Annotated in this window: 19 protein-coding genes; 10 read left to right on the top strand and 9 right to left on the bottom strand. The window is 69.4% G+C overall.

What is annotated here, in order from left to right; translation table 11 throughout:
• Window positions 1-54 precede the first annotated feature (54 nt).
• Window positions 55-456, bottom strand: coding sequence for a Fur family transcriptional regulator (locus JCR33_RS20335; protein ID WP_198883962.1), 402 nt, complete (start codon window positions 454-456; stop codon window positions 55-57).
• A 373-nt stretch (window positions 457-829) separates the two neighbouring features.
• On the opposite strand from JCR33_RS20335, the gene hisI reads away from it, so the two are divergent.
• Both hisI and ribD read left to right on the top strand, forming a co-directional pair.
• Complete coding sequence (gene hisI, locus JCR33_RS20330; protein WP_198883961.1) at window positions 830-1,309, top strand: phosphoribosyl-AMP cyclohydrolase; 480 nt, start codon at window positions 830-832, stop codon at window positions 1,307-1,309.
• A 49-nt stretch (window positions 1,310-1,358) separates the two neighbouring features.
• Window positions 1,359-2,138, top strand: a complete 780-nt coding sequence (ribD, locus tag JCR33_RS25680; protein ID WP_408628774.1) for a bifunctional diaminohydroxyphosphoribosylaminopyrimidine deaminase/5-amino-6-(5-phosphoribosylamino)uracil reductase RibD — start codon at window positions 1,359-1,361, stop codon at window positions 2,136-2,138.
• A 469-nt stretch (window positions 2,139-2,607) separates the two neighbouring features.
• Here ribD and JCR33_RS20320 read toward each other — a convergent pair whose 3' ends face one another.
• The 4 genes from JCR33_RS20320 to JCR33_RS20305 are packed head-to-tail and all read right to left on the bottom strand — an operon-like array spanning window position 2,608 to window position 7,317.
• Window positions 2,608-4,026 carry an ABC transporter ATP-binding protein gene (locus tag JCR33_RS20320; RefSeq protein WP_198883960.1) on the bottom strand — a complete coding sequence of 473 codons (1,419 nt, stop codon included), beginning with the start codon at window positions 4,024-4,026 and terminating at the stop codon, window positions 2,608-2,610.
• Between the two features lie 2 nt (window positions 4,027-4,028).
• Window positions 4,029-4,808 carry an ABC transporter permease gene (locus JCR33_RS20315; protein ID WP_198883959.1) on the bottom strand — a complete coding sequence of 260 codons (780 nt, stop codon included), beginning with the start codon at window positions 4,806-4,808 and terminating at the stop codon, window positions 4,029-4,031.
• The gene (locus JCR33_RS20310; RefSeq protein WP_232372721.1) at window positions 4,805-5,788 is read right to left on the bottom strand and encodes an ABC transporter permease; all 984 of its coding nucleotides are present in this window, start codon (window positions 5,786-5,788) and stop codon (window positions 4,805-4,807) included. Before JCR33_RS20310 ends, JCR33_RS20315 begins: the two co-directional genes overlap by 4 nt.
• The gene (locus JCR33_RS20305) at window positions 5,785-7,317 is read right to left on the bottom strand and encodes an ABC transporter substrate-binding protein (protein WP_198883958.1); all 1,533 of its coding nucleotides are present in this window, start codon (window positions 7,315-7,317) and stop codon (window positions 5,785-5,787) included. Before JCR33_RS20305 ends, JCR33_RS20310 begins: the two co-directional genes overlap by 4 nt.
• A gap of 658 nt (window positions 7,318-7,975) precedes the next feature.
• On the opposite strand from JCR33_RS20305, the gene aztA reads away from it, so the two are divergent.
• From aztA to JCR33_RS20285, 4 genes are all read left to right on the top strand, one after another.
• The gene (aztA, locus tag JCR33_RS20300; protein ID WP_198883957.1) at window positions 7,976-8,722 is read left to right on the top strand and encodes a zinc ABC transporter ATP-binding protein AztA; all 747 of its coding nucleotides are present in this window, start codon (window positions 7,976-7,978) and stop codon (window positions 8,720-8,722) included.
• Window positions 8,719-9,591: a metal ABC transporter permease gene (locus JCR33_RS20295; RefSeq protein ID WP_198883956.1), complete on the top strand. Its 873-nt coding sequence runs from the start codon at window positions 8,719-8,721 to the stop codon at window positions 9,589-9,591. Before aztA ends, JCR33_RS20295 begins: the two co-directional genes overlap by 4 nt.
• Window positions 9,592-9,607: 16 nt before the next feature.
• Window positions 9,608-10,612 (top strand): metal ABC transporter substrate-binding protein, encoded by a 1,005-nt coding sequence (locus tag JCR33_RS20290; protein WP_198883955.1) that lies wholly within the window; start codon window positions 9,608-9,610, stop codon window positions 10,610-10,612.
• 70 nt (window positions 10,613-10,682) lie between these two features.
• Entirely contained in the window at window positions 10,683-11,891 is a 1,209-nt protein-coding gene (locus tag JCR33_RS20285) for a CobW family GTP-binding protein (RefSeq protein ID WP_198883954.1), read from the top strand.
• Window positions 11,892-11,953: 62 nt separating this feature from the next.
• On the opposite strand, the gene zigA is transcribed toward JCR33_RS20285, so the two are convergent.
• From zigA to JCR33_RS20265, 4 genes are all read right to left on the bottom strand, one after another.
• Window positions 11,954-13,171: a zinc metallochaperone GTPase ZigA gene (gene zigA, locus JCR33_RS20280; protein WP_198883953.1), complete on the bottom strand. Its 1,218-nt coding sequence runs from the start codon at window positions 13,169-13,171 to the stop codon at window positions 11,954-11,956.
• Between the two features lie 158 nt (window positions 13,172-13,329).
• A complete protein-coding gene (locus tag JCR33_RS20275) occupies window positions 13,330-13,956 on the bottom strand; it encodes a DUF1007 family protein (protein ID WP_198883952.1) in 627 nt (208 codons plus the stop codon).
• A gap of 18 nt (window positions 13,957-13,974) precedes the next feature.
• Window positions 13,975-14,739 carry a hypothetical protein gene (locus tag JCR33_RS20270; RefSeq protein ID WP_198883951.1) on the bottom strand — a complete coding sequence of 255 codons (765 nt, stop codon included), beginning with the start codon at window positions 14,737-14,739 and terminating at the stop codon, window positions 13,975-13,977.
• Window positions 14,729-15,337: a HupE/UreJ family protein gene (locus JCR33_RS20265; RefSeq protein WP_211110461.1), complete on the bottom strand. Its 609-nt coding sequence runs from the start codon at window positions 15,335-15,337 to the stop codon at window positions 14,729-14,731. The genes JCR33_RS20270 and JCR33_RS20265 overlap by 11 nt, the downstream gene beginning before the upstream one ends.
• A gap of 202 nt (window positions 15,338-15,539) precedes the next feature.
• On the opposite strand from JCR33_RS20265, the gene JCR33_RS25380 reads away from it, so the two are divergent.
• The 4 genes from JCR33_RS25380 to JCR33_RS20245 all read left to right on the top strand — a co-directional run.
• The gene (locus tag JCR33_RS25380; protein ID WP_198883950.1) at window positions 15,540-15,959 is read left to right on the top strand and encodes a Fur family transcriptional regulator; all 420 of its coding nucleotides are present in this window, start codon (window positions 15,540-15,542) and stop codon (window positions 15,957-15,959) included.
• Between the two features lie 109 nt (window positions 15,960-16,068).
• Window positions 16,069-17,280 (top strand): metallochaperone AztD, encoded by a 1,212-nt coding sequence (locus tag JCR33_RS20255; protein ID WP_198884026.1) that lies wholly within the window; start codon window positions 16,069-16,071, stop codon window positions 17,278-17,280.
• A 316-nt stretch (window positions 17,281-17,596) separates the two neighbouring features.
• Window positions 17,597-19,030 carry an aldehyde dehydrogenase family protein gene (locus JCR33_RS20250; RefSeq protein WP_198883949.1) on the top strand — a complete coding sequence of 478 codons (1,434 nt, stop codon included), beginning with the start codon at window positions 17,597-17,599 and terminating at the stop codon, window positions 19,028-19,030.
• A 196-nt stretch (window positions 19,031-19,226) separates the two neighbouring features.
• Window positions 19,227-19,718 (top strand): LysR family transcriptional regulator (locus tag JCR33_RS20245; protein ID WP_198883948.1); only part of this gene is annotated, 492 nt, incomplete at its 3' end.

Genomic DNA, 19,718 nt, shown 5'->3' with positions numbered 1-19,718 from the left:
TGCTCGGATTGTCGTTGAGGTGGCGGGAGGGTGACGGCGTGTCGCTCGGGCGCGTCAACAGCCGGCGTTCGCCGCCTCGCGCGACAGGCAGTCGGCGCAGGTTCCCTCCAGCTCGATCACGCGGCGTCCGATGCGAAAGCCGAGAAAGGCGGCATCGTGCGCGACCTGCGCCTCGATCTCGGCGCTCTCGATCTCCACCGACGCCCCGCACGTGTCGCAGATGAAGTAGACATAGGCGCGGTTGCGGTGCGGCCGGGCGCAGGCGACGAAGGCGTTCTTGGTCTCGATGCGCGCGACGAGCCCCTCCTTCTGCAGGAACTCCAACGCGCGGTAGACGGTTGGTGGCGACAGCTGCCGCGTGAGCGTGCCCTTGAGCTCGCGCATGAGCCCGTAGGCGCCGACCGGCTGGCCGCGCCGCCACAGATATTCCAGGATTGAGCGCTGCACCTCGCTCAACTGAAGCCCCCGCTCTGCACAGACCTCTTCGGCCGAGAGCGGACGCCCCTCGGGGCATTGGTGCGCGGGCTTCCGTTGGAGGAGGGTATTCATCGAAACCACGTTCCTTCCACGCGTTGTTGCGACTGGATCGTTATGTTATAACATTTTGATCGAGAGCGACAAGGCATGTCCGAAGGAGCCGCAGATGGCGGGTAGTCGAGCGCGGCGTGGCGGACGTGGACGCCGCACGCCGGCCGCACCAACCTCACGGCGCTTCGGCTCGCCGGGCCCGACGCGTCGCTGGGCGCGTGACGGCGATCCGGCGGACGGAAGCCTGGGCTTGCGGCGGGTCGCCCGCCGCCGGCTCCGTCGCGCCAGACAGGAAGATCGGATGGCTGAGACCCAACCTCCCTTTGCCGCACGCCGCACCGTCGAAGAGGTCGAGGAAGGCAGGCTCCTCGCGCCCAAGTTCGGCCCCGACGGGCTCCTCCCGGTGGTGACGACCGATGCCCACTCGGGCGAGGTCCTCATGATGGGCATGATGAACGCCGACGCCCTCCTTCGCACCATCGAGACGGGCGAGGCGCACTATTGGAGCCGGAGCCGCCAGTGCCTCTGGCATAAGGGTGCGACGAGCGGCCTCGTCCAGAAGATCGTCGAAATCCGGGTCGACGACGATCAGGACGCGATCTGGCTCCGCGTCGAGGTGACCGGCAACGCGAGCTGCCACGTCGGCTTCCGCTCGTGCTTTTATCGGGCGGTCTCGACGGACGGCGACGCACGCCCCATCGCGCTCGACTTCACCGAGACGGAGAAGGCGTTCGATCCCGTCGCCGTCTATGGCGACGCGCCGAACCCCACCCGGCTATAGTCGGCCGCCGTGGGTCGGGATCGCCGATTGTGAAAGAGGCCTTATGATAATGGCGCCGCGCGTCGGCACCGCGTGCACCGAGCCGCCGGTCGATCATGCAGCCGCGATGGGCGAAGCGCTGATGCTTGCCCGCTCGATGCAGGGCCACGTCTGGCCGAACCCGCCCGTCGGCTGCGTGATCGTGCGCGACGGGCGCGTGGTGGGACGCGGGCGCACCCAGGTCGGCGGCCGCCCTCACGCCGAGCGCGTCGCCCTCGACGACGCCGGGCCGGCGGCGCGCGGTGCGACGCTCTACGTCACGCTCGAGCCCTGCTGCCACTACGGCAAGACCCCGCCCTGCGCCGACGCGATCGTCGCCGCCGGCGTCGCGCGGGTGTTCGCCTCGTTGCAGGACCCCGATCCGCGGGTGAACGGTGGCGGGTTCCGAAGGCTGCGCGAGGCCGGCGTCGCCGTCGAGATCGGCGCGGGGGCGGACGAGGCGCGGCAGATCATGGCGGGCTTCTTCCATCGGATCGCCCATGGCCGGCCGCTGATCACGCTCGGCGACGCGCTGCGCCCCCGTCGCGGCGTTCCCGACGGGTTCGATGGCGTCCTCCACAGCGACCACCGCGGTGTCCATCTCCTCACCCGCAGCGGCGGCGACGACCGTGTCGCGAACCACCCGCCCCTCGGAACTGCCGCCCCCCTCCTCGCGCTCCTCGGCGCACGTGGCCTCACCAGCCTCTACGTCCCCCTCAACGACCCCCTCGCCCAGACCCTTTCACCGGTCAGCACCAACGAGAGGCACGAACCCCGCACCTGCGACCAGATCTCGGCGCCGGTCTTCTAGGGCGCGACCTTCTTTTGCCGTGATCCTGATGCTGATCGCTGGGAGCTAAGCCGACGCAGGCCTTCGATACGGTGTCGGGCCGTGTTCCTGCACGCTCACAGGCCGCATCTACCATCGCGGCGGACTTGCGGCGGGAGCGACGATCACCGAGCCCGCCATGATCGAGCAGAACGACGCCACCTTCTGGATCGTGCGCGGCCCGACGGCCCAACTCGACGAAGTCGGCGACATCCTGATGACGAAGTGAAGCCCGCTCGGGATACCTCGCTCGACCCGTCCAACGGCTCCGCAGGACGTCGGGGGCCGGGGTTCGCCGCAGCGGTCGAAGGTTTTGACGGTCCTCGGAAACGTCTCGAGACCTGTAAGGACAGCGCCGCCGTGGCGCCGGATCGCGCCGCGGGCGCCTTCAAGCCGCGCGCCGTCGGAAGGTGCACCACATCGGTGCGGCGGAGTTTGCAGGGATGCTCCATCATCCCGCCGCGCGCAGTGGGGTGTAGTCGGAGAGGTCGAGCGTGCTGTCGGCCCAGCGGCGCGCCATCGTCCGGTTGTGGGTCACGAGCACGAGGCCGACGTTCGACTGGCGTGCGATCGCGCCGATCACCTCCATCACCTGGCGCTGGGTGACGGGGTCGAGGCGGGAGGTCGGCTCGTCCGCGAGGATCACCGCCGGCTGAAGCAGGAGCACGCGCACCAGCGCGAGGCGCTGCAATTCGCCGCCCGAGACGGCGTCGGGCCGACGGGCGAGCAGCCCCGGCGAGAGCCCCAGCCGCTCGAGCAGCATCTCACGCTCGGCACGCGAGATGCGATGCCGACGCTCGAGGTCGCGAAAGCTCTCCGCCAGCGGGACGCGCGGCGCGAACGCCGCCGGCGGATCCTGATAGAGCTTCTGAACCGCGAAGGGCGCGGCGCCCCGACCGAGCCGCCGCACCGCTCCGCCGGCGGCCGGGATGAGGCCGGCGAGCGTATCGAGGAGGGACGACTTGCCCAGTCCGCTCTCCCCCACCACGGCGATGCGCTGGCCGGCACGAAGGCTCAGCCCCACCCCGTCGAGAAGCAGCCTGCGGCCGCGGGCGATGCCGAGCCCCTCGGCAACGAGCACCGGCTCGCCGCCCCGTTGCGGTATGATATGCGGCCAGTTGGCGGGATCGGCGGCGATCAGCGCCTGCCCATAGGCACTCTTCGGCGCGTGGAGCACCTCGGCGGCGGCGCCGTGCTCGACCGCCTCGCCGTCCTTCAGCACCATCACCTTGCCGCCGAGCGCACGGGCGACGGCGACGTCGTGGGTGATCGTCAACAGAAGATGGCCGTCCTCCACGTAGCGCAGGAGGAGCGCCGTCACGTCGTCGCGCCGGGCCTCGTCGAGGCCCTTGGTGGGCTCGTCCGCGAGCAGCGTCCCGGCGCCGGCGGCGGTCGCCGCGGCGAAGGCGACCCGCTGCGCCATACCTCCCGACAGCGCGCCGGGCCACGCCGCCATCGCCCGCTCCTCAAGGCCGAGCCCCGACAGCGCGTCGTGCGCCCTCGCCTCCGCCGTCTTCCAGCCCTCGCCGGCAACGATCGCGTGGCTTTCGGCGACCTGCTCGCCGCTCCGCATCAAGGCGTCGAGCGCGCGCCACGGCTCCTGCGGCAGCATGGCGATCTCGTGGCCCCAAAGCGCGCGGCGCTGGCGCGGCGGCAGCGTGTCGAGCCGCCGTCCGTCGAGCGTGATCGCCCCCTGAGCGGTGAGCCCCTCGGGGAGCGCCCCCATGATCGCCTGGGCGAGGAGGCTCTTGCCGGCGCCGGTCTCGCCGAGGATCGTCAGCGGCTCGCCCGCCTCGATGGCGAGGGAGATCGGACCGACGAGGCGCGTCGAGCCGGCATGCACCGAGAGCTCTTCGACAGTCAGACGCATTCTCAGCCCTCCGATCCGGCAGCAAGACGCAGCGACAGGACGGTGGCCGCGAGCGCCACGACGGGAGCCGCGATCGCCCACGGCGCCTCGCGCCAGCTCGGCAGAAGCTCGGCCATCATGACGCCCCACTCCGGCGTCGGCGGGCGCAGCCCCACCGAGATGAAGCCGAGCGTCGCGAGCGCCGTCACCACGGTCGCGGCACCGAAGGCGGCGAGCGTCAGAATCTGCAGGGAAAGGTCCGGCCAGAGGTGGCGCCGCACGACGTGCCAGCGGCCGAGACCCAGGAGCCGTGCCGCCTCCACCGCCGGGGATGCGGTCAGAACGCGGGTGCGGGCGCGCGAGACGCGGAAGAACTCGACCCAGAGGGTGAGCGCGAGGCCGGCATAGAGCGTCCACCAGCTGTCCGGCCGGATGGCGGCGAGGAGGAGCACCAGGAGAAGCCCCGGCAGCGCGAGCACCGCGTCGGACAGCGCCCCGAGCAGGCGATCCGTCACCCCGCCGCGCCAGCCGGCGAGCATACCGAGGCCGACGCCGAACGCCGCCGCGCTCGCCACCGCGAGCGCGGCGAGGCTCAACGTGATCTGCGCGCCGCCGAGAATGCGCGCGGCGATGTCGCGCCCGAGATTGTCGGTGCCGAGAAGATGGCCGTCGGTTCCGGGCGGCAACAGGATCGCCCGCAGATTCTGCTTCGCCGGATCGAAGCCGGAGAGGCTCGGGCCGAGGATGGTGAGGACGGCGATGACGAGAAGGCACACGAGCCCGACAAGACGCGGGAGCCTCATGTGTTGAGCCTCGGATCGAGCGCACGGCAGGCGAGGTCGGCGAGGAAGGAAAGGAGCACGAACATCAATCCGAGGGTCAGCGCGGTGCCCTGCAGCATCGGCACGTCGCGCTCGAAGATCGCATGGGTCAGGGCGTGGCCGATGCCCGGCCAGGAGAACACGCTTTCGACGACGACCACGCCTTCGAGGAGAAGCGCCATCTGGACGCCGAGATAGGCGACCACCGGCACGGCGGCGTTGCGCACGCCGTGGCGCAGGAAGGCGGCGCGCATCGGCAGGCCCTTGTGGAGGGCGAATTGGAAGGCGTCGCTCGCGACCGTCGCCGCCACCGCGTTGCGCACCACGCGCGTCAGAACCGAGGCGAGGACGATCCCGAGGGTGAGCGCCGGTAGGACGAAGTTGCCGCCGTGGCCATGCCCCGCAGCCGGCACGAGGCCGAGCTCGACGGCGAGAACGAGCATCAGCACGATGCCGATCAGGAAGGCCGGCATGGCGCGCACCACGATCGCGAGGGCGGCGCTGATACGGTCGAAGAGGCTCCCTGGCCGGAGCCCGGCGAGCACCCCGATCGGCACGGCGATCAGGAGCGCCACCGCCACCGCGACGAGGGCGAGCTCGACGGTGTGGCCGAGCTGATGGTCGATGGCGTGGCCAACCCGCTCGCCGGTGACGGCGGATTGGCCGAGATCGAACGTGAATGTCTGCCCGACCCAGGTGAGAAGGCGCTCCGCCGCGGGCCGGTCGAGACCGAGCTCACTGCGCACCTGCTCCGCCGCCGCTCCCGTCACCATGTCGTAGCCGTAGCGGCCGGCGGCGATGCGATAGGCGGCGTCGCCCGGCAACGCCTCCATCATCGCAAAGCCGACCACGCCGACGACGAGCGCGACGATGGCGGCCTGAACGATGCGCCCGAGGGTGAGCTTGCCGAGGCTGATCGCCAAGGCAAGCCCCTCGTCCTCCTCGCTGCGAGGCTGCCTCAACGGGCCCACCGCACCGCGGAAAGGCCATAGGTGCGCTCCAGCGGGTCGACGACGAGGCCTTCGAGAGCGACCGGATAGGCGACGGTGTGCTGGTACCAGGCGATGGGGATCACGGGCAGCTCCTGTTGCAGCGCGCTCGCCACGGTGTGGATCGCCGCACTGCGCGCCTCCGGATCGCTCTGGCGCAGCGCGGCGGTGAGCGCCTCGGCAACCTCGGGCGCATCCCAGTTCATCGCACCCCAATCGCCCCCGCCGGTACCGAAATCGTCGACGGTGTTGACCACCGGGTCCGGCGTCAGCCCGTAGTTGCGGGCATAGAGGGCGACGTCGAGCGAGCCGTCCTGATGGCCGGCCGGGATCTCGGAGGAGTTGCCCACCGAAACCGCGAGATCGACGCCGATGGCGCGCCACTGATCCTGCAGGGCCGCGGCGATCAAGGGCAGCTCCGGACGGTTCGGAAAGGTGCGCAGGGTCAGCGCGAAGCGCGCGCCGTCGCGCGTCAAAATGCCATCGTCCCCCTTCTCCCAGCCGAGGCCCGCGAGGAGCTCGGCCGCGCGCTCCGGGTCATAGGCGAGCGGGGGAAGGTCGGCGTCGTACCAGCCCTTGAGAACGGGCGGGAAGAGCTGCGTCGCGGCGGCGTCGGGGAAGCGCAGGATGCCGGCGGCGATCCCTTCGCGGTCGATCGCGAGGCTCAGCGCCTCGCGCGCCGCCTTGTCGGCGAGCGGTCCGCGGGCGAGGTTGAGCTTGAGCACGATGCTGCGCGGGATCGAGACGGCCTCGACCGCGATGCCGTCGACCCGCTTCAGCTGCGCGTAGCCGGCGGGATCGAGGGTGACGGCGACGTCGGCGTCGCCGCTCTCGGCCATCAGCGCCCGCGTCTCGGCGCGGGAGGCCGAGAGGTAGCTCGCCGCCTCGATCGCCGGCGCCTCGCCCCAATAGTCGTCGAACCGCCGCACCGCCAGCGAGAGCGGGGTCTCGACCTTGTCGACGGCGAACGGCCCGGTGCCGATGAAGGCGACCACGTTGCCCTCCGCATCGAAGGACGCCGGGGCGAGGATCATCGTCGTATAGTTCGCGAGCACCGCCGGGACGGCGGAGAACGGCTCGGAGAGGCGCACGACGACGGCGTTCCCGTCGGCCTCGATCGCCTCGAGCGGCACCGAGGAAAGGATGCCCGGCCGCGTCATCGCGCGGTTGAGGCTCGATGCCGCGGCCGCTGCATCGAGCGCGCTGCCGTCGTGGAAGACAACATTCTCGCGGATGTCGAAACGCCAGGTGAGGCCGTCGTCGCTGACCGTCCAGTCCGTCGCGAGCCCGGGGCGCAGGGCGCCCGTCGCGTCGGCGTCGACCAGCGTCTCGCCGACCTCCATGCGCTGGAAGGTGTAGCCGTCCTGCGCGGGATCGATGCCGGAGACGTGCCAGGGGGCGGCCACCGCCACGTCGGTTCGGGTCTGAGCGTAAGCGTCGGGAAGGCCGATGCCGGCTGCGACGAGAAGCGCAAGAGCGAGCGCATGAAGGGGCTGCTTCATCGAACTGTGTCCAAGCTGAGAGGAAGAACGAATGCATCGGCGGGTGGCCCCGCCGCAAGCCGTCGCGGGAGTGCCGTCCGCTCCTAGCGGCGCGACTCGGGCTTTGGGCAAGGCGCCCGAGGGGCCGCGCCGACGACAGCGCAGCCCTTCGGTTTCAAGCGGCCCATACCGGCCTCATCTTGCGCAAGAACGATGCGTAAGGGGTCTCGCAGCATGGAACCGGCACCTTGTGTGTTGCGCTCGACGCGACATTTTTTTGATGGTGGGGCGCGTTCGGCGCGAAACGTATGTTATATCATCTGAAGTCGCAAGCGTGTCGCTAAAGCGGCGGCGCGCGCTCGGTCGCAACGTCCGAGCGACGGGCAATTGGCTTGCACCGCCGCGCGGAGGCTGCTAGTCGACTGTTACAGTATAACATAAAACAATACCGATCAGGTGCACATGTCAGGGCTGAGTGAACCGCTCGCTTCAATGGCCGCTCTACCGCGCGGCGGCGCACGGGCGGCCGACCGACCGACCATGCGGGCATGCGAACGGAGGCACCCATGAAGCATCGCTCCACGCTGCGCGCCTCGGCCACCGATCGGCTCGTTGTGTCCGCCCTCCTCACCGGCGCCATCTGGATCGGCGTCGCCTGGGCGCTCGGGTGGGTCGGCGTATGAAGGCCCCCGCGATCCAGTTCGACGACGTGACGCTCGCCTACCGGCGTCACCCGGCCGTCCACCATCTGTCGGGAACCTTCGAGCCCGGCTCGCTGACGGCGATCGTGGGACCGAACGGCGCCGGCAAGTCGACGCTGATCAAGGCGATCATCGGCGCGATCCGGGTCGACGAAGGTCGCATCCACGTGCGCGACATCGATCCGCGCGACATCGCCTATCTGCCGCAGCAGAGCGAACTCGACCGCAGCTTCCCGATGGAGGTGCTCGACCTCGTCTCCATGGGGCTGTGGCGGCGGGTCGGCCCGCTGCGGCGCATCGACGGCGAGCATCTCGACCGCGCCGTCGAGGCGCTCGCCGCCGTCGGGTTGAAAGATTTCGAGCGGCGCGCCATCGGCACCCTGTCGGGCGGGCAGATGCAGCGCGTCCTCTTCGCCCGCATGCTCCTGCAGGACGCGCGCATCCTCCTGCTCGACGAGCCCTTCACCGCGATCGACAGCCGCACCACCGCCGACCTCCTGGAACTGGTGCAGCGCTGGCACGGCGAGGGACGCACCGTGGTCGCGGTGCTCCACGACCTCGAGATCGTGCGGCGCGAGATGCCGAACACCCTCCTCCTCGCCCGCGAGCCGGTCGCGTGGGGGCCGACGGCCGAGGCGCTGACCGCTGAAAATCTCCTGCTGGCGCGGCAGATGAGCGAGGCGACTCTCGAAGGGGCGCCGGTCTGCCGGCGGGCGGCGGCATGAGCCTCTACGAACTCGTCGTCGAGCCGTTCGTCAGCTACGGCTTCATGCGGCGCGCCCTCATCGGCTGCGTCGCCCTCAGCCTCGGCTCGGTGCCGCTCGGGGTGCTCCTCATCATCCGCCGCATGAGCCTGATGGGCGACGCCATGGCGCATGCGATCCTGCCCGGGGCGGCCGTCGCCTTCCTCTTCGCCGGCCTGTCGCTGTGGACGATGACGATCGGCGGCGTCGTCGCCGGGCTCACCGTGGCCCTCCTGGCGGGGCTCGTGTCACGCATGACGCCGCTGCGCGAAGACGCGAGCTTTGCCGCCTTCTATCTGATCTCGCTCGGCCTCGGCGTGCTGCTCGTCTCAACCCGCGGCTCGAACGTCGACATCATGCACGTCCTGTTCGGCACCGTGCTCGCCCTCGACGACGGCTCGATCCTCCTCATCGCCATCGTGACGAGCCTTACGATCAACGTGCTCGCGATCATCTACCGCCTCCTCGTCGCCGAGTGCTTCAACCCGGATTTCCTGCGCAATGTCGGCGGGGCCGGGCGCGCGGTCCACCTCGTCTTCCTGACGCTCGTCGTGCTCAATCTCGTCTCGGGCTTTCAGGCGCTCGGCACGCTGATGGTGGTCGGGATCATGATGCTGCCGGCCGCGGCCGCACGCTTCTGGTCCGAGACGATCCCGGGTCAGTTCATCGTCGGCGTCGTGATCGGCATCGGCTCCTCGCTCGCGGGGCTGTTGGTGTCCTACCACGCGCACCTGCCCTCCTCGCCGGCGATCATCCTCGGTGCGGGGACGGCTTACGCCATCTCCGTCCTCGTCGGACCGCGCGGAAGCTTCCTGTCGCAGGCCCTGCACCTCCCCCACCTCCAGCGTTAGCAGTAAAGGATATGCCATGCTGACACGCCGCACACTCATTGGAGCGGCCTCGGCGCTCGCCCTCACGGTCTCCGCCGCCGGCGGAGCGCTCGCGCAGGACAAGCTCGACGTCGTCGCAAGCTTCTCCATCCTCGGTGACATGGTGAGCGAGATCGGTGGCGATCAGGTCTCGGTGACGACCATCGTCGGACCGAACGGCGACGCTCACGTCTACGAGCCGACCCCCGCCGACGCGAAGGCCCTGTCGAAGGCCGACGTGCTCATCGTCAACGGGCTCGACTTCGAAGGCTGGCTCCCCCGCCTCGTCGAGGCGGCCGAGTTCTCCGGCCTCACGGCGACGGCGACCGACGGTGTGACCCCCATGACATGGGACGAGGAGCACGAACACGAGCATCATCACGACGATGATGACGATGACGACGACCACGATCACCACGGCGAAGAGCACGCCGAGCATGAGCACGGGCACGAGGGCCACCACCATCACGGCGACTTCGATCCGCACGCCTGGCAGGATCTCGCCAACGGCGTGATCTTCGCAAAGAACATCGCCACCGCTCTGGAGGAGGCCGACCCGGCCCACGCCGACGCCTACGCAGAGCGGGCCAAGGACTACATCGCCACCCTCGAAGCGCTCAACGCCAAGCTGAAGAGCGAGTTCGGCGCCCTGCCCGACACGCAGCGCAAGATCGTGACCTCGCACGACGCGTTCCGCTATTTCGGCCGCGCCTATGGCCTCGAGTTCATCGCCCCCGAAGGCCTCAGCACCGAGGCCGAGCCGTCGGCGGCCGACATCGCCCACATCATCGACCAGATCCGCGACGAGCAGATCGCCGCGGTCTTCGTGGAAAACATCACCGACAACCGCGTGGTCGAGCAGATCACCCGCGAGACCGGCGCCAAGGTCGGCGGCGAGCTCTATTCGGACGCCCTGTCGGGCCCCGACGGCCCGGCCTCGACCTATGTCGACATGTTCGAGAACAACGCGAAGACGCTGCTGAGCGCCCTCAGCGCTAGCTAAGGCGTTCGCCTCGCACCACGTTAACAGTGGGGGCCGCCGCGCGGCCCCCGCACTCGTTGGAGATATCGCCGTGACCGCAGCCGCACCCGACACCGGAACTCGACAGGACGCCGAAGCGAAGCGACCGGCGCGCCCAGACGGAGCGCCCACCCCGATTCTGATCCTCACCGGCTTCCTCGGATCGGGAAAGTCGACGCTTCTGCGCCGGCTCCTAGCGCAGCCCGAATTTGCCGGCACCGGCCTCGTCATCAACGAGTTCGGCGACGTCGCCGTCGATCACGACATCCTCGCCGAGGGCCGGCCCGACGTCGCCGTGACGAGCACCGGCTGTCTCTGCTGCACGGCCGGCAGCGACATCCGCGTCTCGGTTGCAGAGCTTCACGAAGCGGCCCGCACCACGGGCCGCCTGCCGCTGCAGCGGGTCATCATCGAGACGACGGGACTGGCCGACCCCGCCCCGGTGATCAATCAGCTCGTCGCCGGAGCCGTCCCCGCCTTCGGCCTCAGGGACCACACGGTCGCCCGCCACTACCGCCTTGCCGGGGTGGTCACCACGTTCGACGCCATCCACGGGCCCCAGACGCTCGCCCGCCACGCCGAATGCGTGAAGCAGCTCGCCTTCGCCGACCGCGTCCTCCTGACGAAGACCGATCTTCTCGACACCGAGGACAAGGCGCAGCACCTCGCGGAGCTTCGCCGCTCGATCGCCCGCTTCAACCCGCACGCCCCGATCGACGACGTCGCCGACCCCGGCTTCAGCCTCGTCGACGCCTTCGCGCCGCGCCCCTACGCCCCGACCGACCTCGACGGCGACGTTCAGGAGTGGCTCGACGACCACGGCCACACTCACCACGCGCACCACCACCATGATCACGACCATCACCATGATCATGGCGAGCACGACCACGCCGATCATGATCATGAGCACGAGCACGACCTCAACGGCATCAACTCGGTGAGCGTCGTCGCCGACCGGCCCATCGACAAGACGGCGTTCACGGTGTTCATGGACACGGTGAGCATGCTCTACGGCGCCAACATGCTCCGCATGAAGGGCATCATCGCCTTCGCCGACGAGCCCGATCACCCCTACATTCTGCAGGCGGTGCAGCACGTCGTGCACCCCCTCGCGCGGCTCGACGACTGGCCGGGGGAGGATCGGCGAAGCCGGCTCGTCGCCATCGTTCAGGGTCTCGACCCGACGACCATCGAAAAGCTGTTCAACAGCGTGTGCCTGCGCACGCCGGCCGACGTGATGGGCGCTTCGGGGCTCGCCTGAGCCCCCATCCGTGGCGACGGCTCGCGGCGCGGGCGCCGCGAGCCGATGTCCCGCCGGTCCTCTCAGGCGGCGGCCGCCTGCCCCCAGGCCGGGAACGGGTCGGGCAGGTGGCGATAGGCGGCCGGGTCGAACGCTTCGCCCTCGCTCTCCTCGATCAGGCACTCGTCGAGCGCGGCGCGGATCGCCCCCTCGTCCATGTTGGCGCCGATGAAGACGAGCTCCTGACGCCGGTCGCCCCAGCCCGGCGCCCAGTTGCGTTTCAGCATCTCGCGCCACTCCGGATGGTCCGGCCAACGCTCGCGCGGCACGGCGGCCCACCAGAAGCCCATCGCCTCGGTCCGGGCGATCGACCCGGCGAGGCTGAAGTCGGCCACCCAAGCCGGTCGCGTCGCCAGCCAGAAGAGCCCCTTCGCCCGCACGAGGCCCGGCCACGTCCGCCGCGTGAAGGCGGCAAACTTCTGCGGATGGAACGGCCGGCGGGCGCGATAGACGAAGCTCGAAACGCCGTACTCCTCCGTCTCCGGCACGTGGTCGGCATAGCCGTTCAGCTCCTTGAACCAGAGCGGATGCTCCTGCGCCCTGTCGAAGTCGAAGCGGCCGGTATCGAGCACCTCGTTGAGCGCCACGCGCCCGAAGTCGGTCTCGATGAGATGGGCATCCGGGTTGAGCGCCTTGACGACGGCGCGAACGGCGCGGGCGGTCGCCTCGTCGATCTCGCCCATCTTGTTGAGCACGATCACGTCGGCGAACTCGATCTGGTCGACGAGCAGATCGACGAGGGTGCGCTCGTCGCCTTCGCCGGCGGTCTCGCCGCGATCCTTGAGGAAGTCGTGGCTTCCATAGTCCTTGAGGAGGTTGGCGGCGTCGACCACCGTCACCATCGTGTCGAGGCGGGCGACATCGGAGAGCGACACGCCCTCCTCGTCGCGAAACTCGAACGTCGCGGCGACGGGAAGCGGCTCGGCAATGCCGGTCCCCTCGATGAGAAGATAGTCGAAGCGCCCCCCTTCGGAGAGGCGGCGTACCTCGGCGAGGAGATCGTCGCGCAGCGTGCAGCAGATGCAGCCGTTGGTCAGCTCGACGAGCTTCTCGTCGGTGCGCGACAGATCGGCGCCGCCGCTGCGCACGAGGTCGGCGTCGATGTTTACCTCGCTCATGTCGTTGACGATGACGGCGACGCGCCGCCCCTCACGATTGTTGAGGATATGGTTGAGCAACGTGGTCTTGCCGGCGCCGAGGAAGCCGGAAAGCACGGTCACGGGAAGGCGTTGGTCCTTCATGGAACACTCCTGATAAGCGCTGTTCGCTCATCCGCACTCGGCGGTCACTCTTTTTGTATGTTATAATATAACTTACTTCGCAAGCCTCCATTCGCTTCATCGGGTTCTTCGCGCAGGTGTCCCCAGGAACCGCGGTGCCGCGGTGCGCCGATCGGCCGCTAGCGTGGCCCGCAGGAGATCGCGACCGACGCCGGCGACGACAGACCCTCGAAAAAGGCTTCGGCGGAGCTGTCGTAAAGCTGCGGCTCGCACCACCCCGCCCGCATGCCGCGCAGGATGACCGGCTGCTCCTCGACGAGCTCGATGGAGACGGCGCCGCTCGGGTCCTTCAGCTCCACCTTCACCGAGCCGGGCTCGACGGGATGGGGAAGCGACAGGGCGAAGCCGACGGTCACATAGCCGTCCCGCACCTGCGGCTCGAAGCCGATCAGCCGAAAGTTCGCGATCTCCTCACCCGCCGCCCAGAAATAGGTGAAGTAACGCTCCTCGGCGAGGCGCGCCATCATGTCGGCCTGCAGCGCCTGAGCCTCGGCGGCGTCGAAGGCACCGTCGCGATCCTTGTCAAAGTCGTTCAACAGCCCCTGGCTGAAGAAGGAATCGAACGTCCACGTCTCGGCGATGTAGTCGATCTTGTCGTTCTTGAAGTTGAGGAGGATGCGGCAGCGCATCGCGATGTCGGGATGGGCCGAGACCGTGCCCGCGCTCGCAAGGAGCAGCGCGAGGCACAGCGCGAAGGCGCGGCGCACGCCGCTGCGGCGAAAGCGATGGGATCGAGATCCACTCACGGCCGAGGCCTCCCCGCTTCAGGGCTGAAAGACGCGTTCATCGTCCAGACCGGCGGGGACCCCGGGCATGCCGCCGAAGTCGGGGAACGCGTCCGGGCTCGGTATCACGCTCGGCGGCACGACCGGCGGTGCCGGCGGCTTCGGTTTCGGAATCAACGCCGCCCCGCCGAACAGAAGGCCGATCGCCACGAGCCAGCTTCCCACGATGCGCCCGGCGATGGCAAACCAGCGCGCCTTGAAGGCCTGACCGGTGAGGCCGACGATCAGGAAGACCCAGAGACCGGACGCGATGCCGCTCACGACATAGCGGGGGTCGGCGAGGCTCGGGTCGGACACCACCGTCGCGATCGCCAACATCGCCCCGACGACGAAGGATGTCGGCAGCAGGAGCCACACCCTCGCCCACCCGCCGATGATCAACGTCGCGCCGACGAAGAGACAGGCGATCGGCAGCGTCAGATAGTGGTGGGTCGTCGCGCCCGGGATCGTCGCCAACGCGGCGATCAGCCGATCCTGGAGCGCCAGGGCGACCCCCACTCCGAGCCCCCAGGCGGCAAGGCCGATGGGCAGAATGGCGGGGCGCACCAGGCAGGAAGCGATGCCGAGCCCGATGAGCGGGACGACGCGCGCCGGCGCGAAGGCCGACTGGAACACCCAGTCCCTCAGCGAGGTCTCCGCCAGCGTGACGAGGAGGCCGAAGCCCACGAGTCCCGCGACGGCGAGCGCCGGCCCGGCCCACCGCCGCGTGGAGGCTGAGACGCTCGCGATGATCTCAGCGGACAAGGAAATAGAGCCCCGCGATGGCGATGACACCGCCGAGCCCGCGGGACAGTCGGCCGCCATAGATCGGGTTCAGCACGAGGCCGACGGCGATGCCGATGATGTGGATGAGCCCCGTCGCGAGCACGAAGCCGATGGCATAGTCGGCAGGATCGGCCGCGTAGGGCAGCTCGGCGCCGTGCGCGTAGCCATGGCACAGGGCGAACACCGCGATGACGAGAAGCGCGCCCCACTCGGCCGGCTTCCAGGCGAAGCCGATGGCGAGCCCGAGCACGATGATCGAGAGGGCGATGCCGATCTCGACACCCGGGAAGGGCAGTCCGACGATGCCGGCAATACCGCCGAGCACCATGATGAGCGGAAAGGTGACAGGCAGGCTCCAGACCGCGCGTCCGCCCATCTGGGCTCCCCACAGGCCGACGGCGAACATCGCGAGGAAGTGGTCGGGGCCGGTCAGCGGGTGCTCGAAGCCACTGCCGAACCCGCCGCTTTCTCCCGTGACGATGTGGGCCGACGCGATCGCCGGCAGCGCCAGGGTGAACGCCAGCGAGAGCAGTCCAGCGGCACAGCCGCGCACGGGGCGGGAAGACGACGACATCATGGGCCAATCACTCTCAAGGATACGCGAGCAGGTGGCCGCTCTTGAACGCGGTCAAGGGCACGCAACATATGTTATACTGTCCGATATTCTCGGCACTCGGTCGGGGCAAGTGAACGATTGGTTATGGTCCCTGCCCTATCCTCGCCGAGCATAGCGCGGCCTGGAGCCACCCACCAACGCTCATGACGGGGAAGGATGTGAAATGAAGCGTGCTCGCTCCTCGATGCGCAACCACGAGTACATCTACGAGGCGCTGCACGCGGCTGGCGGACCGATGAGCGCCTACGAACTGCTCGACCGGGTGCGAGAGCACGGGATCTCGGCACCGCCGACGGTGTATCGCGCGCTCGACTATCTCGTCGAGAAGGGTCGCGTGCATCGCCTGGAATCGATCAACGCCTACGTCGCCTGCTCCGACCCCGACGGCGGGCACTGCGATCCCGTGTTCGCCATCTGCACAAGGTGCAAGGCGATCGAGGAGCTTCCCGGCGGAGCGGCCCTCGCCGTGATCGATCACGAGGCCAAGCGCGCGGGCTTCGCCGTCCATCACGCCACCATCGAGGTTCAAGGCTACTGCAGGGCCTGCCTCAAGGCGCTCGCCACGCTGGATGCGGCGTCCTGACCACCCGCCGCCCTTCACGACCGGACGCGCTGCCGCACCCCGCTTTCGTTCGTGGACGAACGTAATGTTATAACATAATGAGTTCCCTCAAACGATCTGAGGGAACGTGATGCGTCCAAGCCTAAGAAGACTGACCTGCCTGACGGCCGCTGCGCTCATCGGCACCACCGCGGCCGCCGTCGCGGACGAAGAGATGACCGTCTGGCGTCTCTTCGTCGCCGACCAGGCCGAGCCGCTCGTCACCGTGCTCGATCTCGACAGCGATCGGGAGTGGCACTTCCCGACGAAAGGTCCGGCACGGCTCTATGCGGGCCCCTCCGGCCGCGCCATCGTCGCCGTCCAGTCCGACGACGACACGGTGGCCTTCCTCGACAGCGGGATCGTCCGCGAAGGCCACGGCGACCACGTCGACATCGAGGTGAGCGATCCGACCCTCGTCGAAGACACGATCACCGGGCCGCGCCCGTTCCACCTCATCACCCACGACGACGTCGTCGCGATCAACTTCGACAAGGGCGGCTATGCGAGCTTTCTCGACGAGCACGACATCGTCGCCGGCAACGTCGAGGAGACGACGTTCGCCCAGAACCGAGCCCATCACGGCTTCGCCGTTCTCCTGAAAAACGCCGTCGTCAGCTCGGTCGCGTCGTCGCAGCCCGGCGGCGAGGCGCCCTGGCCGCGCGTCGGCATCCAGGCCTTCGGCGAGAACGGCGCGCCCATCGGCGAGATGCAGCCGTGCACCGACCTCCACGGCGAGGCCTTCTCCGGCCGCTATCTCGTCACCGGCTGCAAGGAAGGCGTCGTTGCCGTCGACGTGCGCGCCGACCCGCCGAGCTTTGCGATGATGCCCTATCCCGACGGCTTCCCCGAGGGTCATACCGGCACGCTCCTCGGCGCCAAGGCGATGCAGATGTTCCTCGGCAACTACGGCAGCAAGGCCGTGGTCGTCATCGATCCCACCACCGCGCCCTACTTCACCCTGATCGAGCTGCCCTTCCGCCGCGTCGACTTCATCCTCGACCCCGCCCACCCGCAATACGCCTACGTCTTCACCGAGGACGGCTCGCTCCACCGCATCAACATGTTGCGGGCCGAGATCGCGGCGAGCGCCACCATCACCGCGCCCTACTCGATGGACGGGCACTGGCGCGATCCGCGGCCGCGGCTTGCTGTCGCTGGCGACGTGATCGCCGTGACGGATCCCGCCGAAAGCCTCGTCCGCCTGGTGGACGCGACAACGCTGGAGGAGGTCGCGACGCGCCCCGTCGACGGCCTTCCCTACAACATCGTCGCCGTCGGCGGTGACGGTCTAACGCACTGACATCGCGGCGCGTCCGCCCGCATCGGCGGCCGGGCGCGCGATCCGCGAGCCGCCTCGCCCCGTCGGACCGGGGCCCCCTCCCGGCCCGGCCTCACCCGCCGGCGGGTGGGCGCGATCGCCGCGAGCCGATCTTGGGCGCCATGGCCGAGCGCCTCCCACCGCGACATTCGCCCCGACTTTCACCCATTGGCGAGTGGACAGCCGTGCCCTCCTCTGAGATGGCTAGAGGCGCAAACCCTGGCTACACAACGAACTATTCCAGCTCCAAGTGGCCGGCGCGCACCAGGAAACCTCACGCCGAACAAAAGAGGATGCTATGCGTGACGCTCGCCAATTCTATATCGACGGCGCATGGGTGGCCCCGCGCGACGGGCAGGATCTCGAGGTCCTGAACCCGTCGACGGAAGAGCCCTTCGCCACCATTTCGCTGGGCGGTCAGGCGGACACCGACGCCGCCGTCGCCGCCGCGAAGGCCGCCTTGCCCGGCTGGTCGCGAACCCCGAAGGCCGAGCGCGCCGCCGCGCTGAAGCGGCTCCTCGCCGCCTATAAGGCCCGCATCGAGGAGATGGCGGAGGCGATCAGCGAGGAGATGGGCGCGCCGATCGCCCTCGCCCGCGCCGCCCAGGCCGCCGTCGGCGCCGCCCACCTTCAGAACGCCATCCAGACGCTCGAGGCCTTCACCTTCGAGTTCCCGCTCGGCGAGCATGCTCCCGGCAGCCAGATCCTGATGGAGCCGATCGGCGTCTGCGCGCTGATCACGCCGTGGAACTGGCCGATGAACCAGGTGACGCTGAAGGTCGCCCCGGCGCTCGCCGCCGGCTGCACCGTGGTGCTGAAGCCCTCCGAGATCGCCCCGCTCTCCTCCTACCTCTTCGCCGAGATGGTGGACGCTGCCGGCATCCCCGCCGGCGTCTTCAACCTCGTCAACGGCGACGGCGCGGGGGTGGGCACCCAGCTCTCGGTTCATCCCGACGTCGACATGGTGAGCTTCACCGGCTCCACCCGCGCCGGCCGGGCGATCACCAAGAACGCCGCCGACACGATCAAGCGCGTCACGCTGGAGCTCGGCGGCAAGGGGGCGAACATCGTCTTTGCCGACGCCGACGAGGCGGCGGTGACGCGCGGCGTGCGCCACTGCTTCAACAACTCCGGCCAGTCGTGCAACGCGCCGACGCGCATGCTCGTGGAGCGCTCGCGCTACGAGGAGGCGGTGGACACCGCGATCAAGGTGGCCGGCGGCACGCAGGTGGCGCCCGCCGGCATCGACGGCCGCCAGATCGGCCCGGTGGTGTCGCAGGTCCAGTGGGACAAGATCCAAGGCCTGATCCAGACCGGGATCGACGAAGGCGGCCGCCTCGTCGCCGGCGGCACCGGCCGTCCGGATGGGCTCAATCGCGGCTACTTCGTCCGCCCGACCGTGTTCGCGGACGTGACGCCCGACATGACGATCTGGCGCGAGGAAATCTTCGGCCCGGTCCTGTCGATCAGCCCGTTCGACAACGAGGACGACGCGCTTCAGCTCGCCAACGACACCGCCTACGGCCTCACCAACTACGTGCAGACCCAGGATATCGAGAAGGCCCGCCGGGCGGCGCGCGCGCTGCGCAGCGGGATGGTGGAGATCAACAGCAAGCCGCGCGGTCCGGGCGCGCCGTTCGGCGGCTACCGCCAGTCCGGCAACGGCCGCGAGGGCGGCGTGTGGGGTCTCGAAGAATTCCTGGAAGTGAAGTCGGTCGGCGGCTGGGGGTGACACCTCGGCGAGCCGCCTCGCCCGAGGCGGCGCATCGGCGGGGCGGCGCATGGCGCCCCGCTCTCCGCCGAGCGGTCCGGAAGGCCGAGCGGGGCCTTGCTGCAAGGCGCGCCCGTCGCGGCCCCTCCCTCCTTTCGCTCCGCTGCGCCTCGAACGAGGCTACACTCGTGGCGGAGAGCGATAGCCGGCAGCTGCGATGACCCAGTGGACGCCCGACCTCAAGACCCTGCGCGCCTTCGTGGCCGTCGCCGAGGCGAAGAGCGTCTCCCAGGCCGCGCAGCGGCTCGCGATCGCCCAGCCCGCCCTCTCCCGCCAGATCAAGCGCCTCGAGGAGGATCTCGGCGTCGCCCTCTTCCGCCGCTCGGCCAAGGGCGTCACGCTGACGGACGCCGGCACCGCCCTCGTGCTGCGTGCCGAGACGATCTTCAACCAGCTCGAGCAGACCTTCCACGACGTCTCCGGACGCACCAACGAGCCGGCCGGCACCGTCACCATCGGCATGCCGCCGACGCCGGGCGAAGCGATCGCCCCCGTCCTCGTCGACGAGGTCAAGGCGCGCTATCCGAAGATCGAGCTGCGCTTCGTGGAGCGCTTCTCGCAGACGCTGGAGCGGATGATCGTCAACGGCGAGGTGGCGATCGCTGTCATGCACGACCCCGCCCCCCACCCCGAGATCACCATCGTGCGC

This window comes from Acuticoccus mangrovi, assembly GCF_016411865.1.
In the GTDB taxonomy this organism is placed as follows: Bacteria; Pseudomonadota; Alphaproteobacteria; order Rhizobiales; family Amorphaceae; genus Acuticoccus; species Acuticoccus mangrovi.
Note: the sequence above shows the minus strand (reverse complement) of the source record. Positions and strands in the feature narration are given on the sequence as shown.